The 5,628-nt window shown below is 36.9% G+C and carries 4 protein-coding genes; 2 read left to right on the top strand and 2 right to left on the bottom strand.

The window, feature by feature from the left end; all coding sequences use genetic code 11:
* Both E1171_RS08490 and E1171_RS08485 read right to left on the bottom strand, forming a co-directional pair.
* Positions 1 to 879, bottom strand: an 879-nt coding sequence (locus E1171_RS08490) for a DUF4249 domain-containing protein (RefSeq protein WP_155205578.1), incomplete at its 3' end; no start/stop codon positions are given.
* Between the two features lie 16 nt (positions 880 to 895).
* Positions 896 to 3,265, bottom strand: a complete 2,370-nt coding sequence (locus E1171_RS08485) for a TonB-dependent receptor (RefSeq protein WP_155205577.1) — start codon at positions 3,263 to 3,265, stop codon at positions 896 to 898.
* Positions 3,266 to 3,789: 524 nt separating this feature from the next.
* Here E1171_RS08485 and E1171_RS08480 point away from each other — a divergent pair.
* Positions 3,790 to 3,999: a dodecin gene (locus E1171_RS08480; RefSeq protein WP_155205576.1), complete on the top strand. Its 210-nt coding sequence runs from the start codon at positions 3,790 to 3,792 to the stop codon at positions 3,997 to 3,999.
* Between the two features lie 109 nt (positions 4,000 to 4,108).
* Positions 4,109 to 5,542 (top strand): amidohydrolase family protein, encoded by a 1,434-nt coding sequence (locus E1171_RS08475; RefSeq protein WP_155205575.1) that lies wholly within the window; start codon positions 4,109 to 4,111, stop codon positions 5,540 to 5,542.
* Positions 5,543 to 5,628: the final 86 nt, after the last annotated feature.

Here is a 5,628-nt window from a genome sequence, read left to right as displayed (position 1 = left end):
TTCAATTATAACAAACTCCGAAGAAATGGCTGAAGCTCCAAAAAAACCTAGAGCATAATCATTGGAATTTTCTACATTATGAATATTTCCCTGAATTGGAGCTGGTGGTGTTGAAAACGGTCCACCCCCATTGGTTTGTTCTCTCATCTGAAACCAAAAATCGTAGGCTGCCTCGGAAAGAGAGGCCTGTTCGACCTTAGCAGTATCCCCGATCTGAAAAACCCAAAATGGAAAGTCTAATTTAATTTCTTCTTTTCCTTCCACAAGTCGATCATCGGCAATATTGATATCAAAAGGATCATTAAACAAATGGTCATTCTGATATAATTTCCAACGGAAAAACCTCCTATCCCCTTTCTGTAAGCTGGTAACAATGTCTATTACATAACCTTCCTCAGAAAAGCCACCAGCCTCCTGATAGGTATAATTAATGGATTCAATGGCAGGTACCTCTTTCAACAATTCTGGTTTCGATTCATATTCCTCCCCCTCATCAGTAATGATATGCAAGGTGTAAGTTCTCCCAATCTGTCCTTGCATGCTATTCTCTATAGTTTCATAAACCCCATCTACTTTTTCCTCTAAAAGAATAGTATTCCCCAGATCATCCGTAATGCTAACCTCAGCCCCTACTTCTGGCGGGTTACCGTCGCCTGCATCATAAGATATCATTCGGGACAACTTCACCTGGTAAGGAGGAGCCAAATTGGTAATGATACCCTCCACCACCAAACGGCTTTCTCCCTGGGGAAGATGCAAATCGACAACATCTTCACAAGCGGAGAACATCAAGACAAAAAGAAAAAGAAGCAAAAATCGTTTCACGACCCGGAAGTGATGGACTTTATTTATAGGGGAAAGATCCTTTATTTTCATCATAATAATTTAGTAAGACTTAGAACGTAAAATTATAGGTTACAGCTGGCACAAGACTTCCCAATATGGATAACCGAACCGCCTCGGTCTTAGCAGGATCATTCTCCTGGGGCTGGAAGAAAATTGAATAGGTATTTCTTCGAGCATAGACATTATAAAGGGAAAAAGACCAACTACCTTTCCAACGCCTGCTAGGACGATCTCTACTCTCTAGAGTGGCAGATAAATCTAACCTGTGATAATCGGGCACCCTATTTTGATTTCTAAGGGAATAGTGGGGAATTACAATCCCCTCATATTCATATTTTCCTTCAGGGTAAGTAATGGGACGACCACTACTGTAAGTAAAGTTTGCCGAAAAACTTAGGCGCTTATTCAATTGATAGGCTCCCACAAAAGTTAAGTCATGCATCTTATCGTAATTTGATAAATACCAATTTCCCTCATTAATGGTTTCTTCCGGGTTATCTCCATCCACTTGACGTTCACTGCGTGAAAGGGTGTAGCTCAACCAACCTGTAAATTTACCTTTGGTCTTTTTCAACATTAATTCTAAACCATATGCACGCCCAATACCTTCCAACAATTCCGTATCAAGGTTATCATTTAGAAGTAGTTCAGCCCCATTTTTATAATCCATTACATTTTGCATGTATTTCAAGTAGGTTTCGGCAGAAAATTCATAGGTATTTTCCTTAAAGTTCCTGAAATACCCCAAGGCTATCTGGTCCCCAATTAAAGGTTTAACATATTCATTACTCAACTTCCACACATCGGTAGGTAAAGCAGATGTTGTATTGGACACTAATTGAAGATATTGGAACATTCTATTGTAACTAAACTTAATGGAACTATTTGGATCGAGTCCAACCTTTAGAGCCAACCTAGGTTCAAGCCCTCCATAAGTTTTCATTAACTCACCCTTTCCAAAGTCTAAAGTATCTTGTATGGATTTACTACTTCTTGGTAAACCGTCTTCATAGGTATAGGTCGTACCTTTCCCAAATTTTAAGAACATGGAATATCTCAGGCCGTAAGAAACTGTCCATCTGTCATTAAATTCATATTCATGGCTTATATAGGCCGCCGGTTCCAGGGCATACTCACTTTGAATAGTAAAGGGACTAATGGTAATATTTTCTTCACCAGGAATCATTTCTCCTGGTTTCACAGTATAGAACAAACCACTTACACCAAAATCCAACTTACTTCCCACCCGAAAAAAATAAGTCATATCTGATTTTAAATTGTAATTTAGAATTTGAGAGTTCAATTCAAATGCATTCTCTCCGGAAGGCACCCCCAAAGCATAGTCGTATTGACTGTAAATAGCAGAAAAATCTGCAAAAAAGTTATCATGAAAGGTGTGGTTCCATTTTAATCGAGCCGCAGTATTTCCCCAATCAAAACCGAATTGATCTTTAAAGCGAAAAACGTCTCTTCCATAATATCCGGAAAAAGTTAATCGGTTATTTTCATTCAGCTGATAAGCAGCTTTTCCATTTAAATCATAAAAATAGGCCGTACTATTCTTGAGTGCCTCATCATTGGAAAGCTTAAGAAATAGATCGGCATATGATCGCCTGCCTGAAATAATAAAAGAACCCTTATCTTTTACCAAAGGTCCTTCCAAACTCAATCGACTGGAGACAGCTCCTATGCCGCCAGAACCTGAAAATGATTTTGAATTACCATCTTTTTCCTGAATATCCAGAACGGAAGCCACCCTTCCACCGAAAGTAGCAGGAATTCCTCCTTTATAGAGCTTGATATCACTAACTACATCGGGATTAAAAACAGAGAAAAAACCAAACAAATGAGAAGAACTATAAATTGGGGCCCCGTCCAATAATACCAGATTTTGATCTATATTTCCTCCTCTCACATTAAAACCTGAAGCCCCTTCTCCCACCGTAGTTACCCCTGGCAATGTGATCAGAGATTTAATTACATCCACTTCTCCCATAAATGCCGGCATTTTTTTAATCACTTCCACCGGCATTTTTTCCACACTCATTTCAATATTGCTCACATTCCTATCCTCCGCTTCGGCACTAACCACCACTTCCTCCAGTTCCTGATCGATTTCCGTCAATTTAATATTTTGGACCAAATTTTGCTGCAAGTCCAACTGTCTTTCAACAGATTTCATTCCTACAAAACTGTACTCAACATGATAAGTACTTTTAGGGAGTGAAATAGAATAATAACCATTTATATCTGTAGCTGCACCTGTTTGCAACTCCTTGATAAATATTGTTGCTCCAATAATTTCTTCCCCAGTTTTATCATCCCGAACATATCCGGAGAGCTGTACCTTATTTTGGGCAACACTGGTAAAAAAAGGGAAACATAACATGAAGGCTAAAAACAAACCTCTAAACTTCATTAGCTATTATTCAAGTTTTGGTGAAAAAAAAGAATGACCTTATTTATCTTTAGAAAAAGATCAATAAAAAAGGTACGATCCTATACATTTTAAGTTTCGAGTAATTTCCTATTTCATAAAAACATAATAAAAAATCACTTCCAATGACTTAAAAATAAAAATATTGGGATCTGGCACCTTGTTATCATTCATTCATTTCAGCAAATATTGCATTTCCCTTTCATTGATCAAAAATAGAATTGAAAAGATATTTTCAAATTAATTAATTTTCCAAAGTTCCTAATCCCCCACTTTTCCTTTTTTTATCCAAATACGGGAAAAGCAAAATCTTTCTTCATTACAGTACATTTTCGTTGAAAAAACCTTAAACATATAAGATAAAGAACTGGTATTTAATTGAGAGAGAAATATTTCATCCCATCGATACAATAAATTGAAAAGCACGAAAACAGCACAGTTATTAATCCCACTGTCGGGAAACTGTTTTAAATCTGTTTGGGTTTTTAATCAAAAGATTGAAAAAAATGAGTGACCACGTATATAAATTAATAGAACTCACTGGCACTTCCCAGAAGAGTATTGAAGATGCCGTTCAAAACGCCATTAGTAAGGCTGGTTTTACCATTAGAAATATGAGGTGGTTTGAAATGGTAGACACCAGGGGGGCAGTTGAAAATGGAAAAATAAAACATTGGCAAGTTACGATTAAGGTGGGCTTTACTCTAGAGGAATAGAGAGAATCATTTAGAAATATTAAGACCACATATAGAATAGGGAACAGCTGAAGTCTTTCCCTTCTATTTCCACTAATATTTAAAAATTAGCCTAAAACAATATCTATCAATGGAGCATATTGACATTCACTGTCATAGCATTTTAAAAAGCTTTCTGGGGAAGGAGGAGAAGACAGATTCTTGGAGCAGTTATAAGGCACAACCAGAAATATTCTTTAACATACTAAATTCACAAAGCAGCTTCAGTCAACTAAAAAAAGGGGCAGTGAAGCTTGTAGTAGTAGTACTACATTGTGTGGAAAGAGAAGTACTGCGAAATTGGTACGCACGATTTGTTGCTAGGATTGTTGGTAGATATGACATTCCTTTCCTTCGTGATATCATAAACAAAAAATACAGTTACAGGCAATTGTTGGATATGCAAATTGAACACCTTCGAAAAATCAAAGGTATTAAGGTAATCAATAGCATAGAAGAATATGAGCCTGATAAAAACCATCTCCATGTAATTGCCAGCATTGAAGGAGCACACAATCTGTACGGAAAAGATTCTAAAAGCCGTGAAAACAAAGATGAAATTGTGCTTCGCAATTTTTCACATTACAAAAAACAAGGTAATCCCCGTTTGTTTTACATTACTCCTGCCCACCTGGTCGATAATGTACTTTGTACCCATGCCTATGCCATGAAGATCATTAAAGACCCTACCTATATGCCCAAGGGTTGTGGGTTAACTTCAACGGGAAAAAGATTTATCCGAAATGCCTTGGAAAATAAAACAGGAAAACCAGTGCTCATCGATATAAAACATATGAGCCTCCAATCCCGTCTCGAGTATTACCAGCTGAGACGGGAAGAATTCCCGGACCGTCCCATTATTGCTACCCATATGGGGGTAACGGGTATTTCTTACAAAAATATACCTGTATCTTCTTTTACCCATTCTCAGGGTGAAGATTTTGTAGGGGTCGATTACCTTATTCCTAAAGGTTTAGGAGGTACAACCTTCAACCCTTGGTCTATCAATTTATATGATGAGGACATTGAGGAGATTATATTAAGCAAAGGCCTAATTGGGATCATTTTGGACCAGAGAATATTGGGTCTTAGCATCAATAGGAAAGAGTATTTTAGTGCTGAGGAGTTCCAGAACCACTATATTCATTGGATGAATTTGGAAGCAGATAAGCAAAATGTAAGGCAGGGAATTGACCTCATCAAATTAATTACTGAAAAAAGTCAGTCGATTTGGCATCTGAAATACCTGTGTAATAACATTTTACACATTGTAAAAGTAGGAGAAAGAATAATTGGAGAAAAGGTTTGGGACATGCTCTGCCTAGGATCTGACAATGATGGAGCCATCAAAACAATCAAAAATTGTAAAACAGCAGCCGATTACCCAAAACTAAAAAAAGGGCTCCTTCAACTATTACCGGAAATGGCAGAAGAAGCCGGAATTAAAATCAAAAACATTTCCGGTAAGGTGAACAACATCATGTATTACAATGCGCTAAATTTTCTAAAAAAACATTATACATAAAACCTGTACTTCTTCACAGAATTTTTAAAATTAATTTATCTAAAAATATAATACCAAAAAATTATATAAAACTATATTTATTATCC

This window comes from Xanthovirga aplysinae (assembly GCF_009711365.1).
In the GTDB taxonomy this organism is placed as follows: Bacteria; Bacteroidota; Bacteroidia; order Cytophagales; family Cyclobacteriaceae; genus Xanthovirga; species Xanthovirga aplysinae.
Note: the sequence above shows the minus strand (reverse complement) of the source record. Positions and strands in the feature narration are given on the sequence as shown.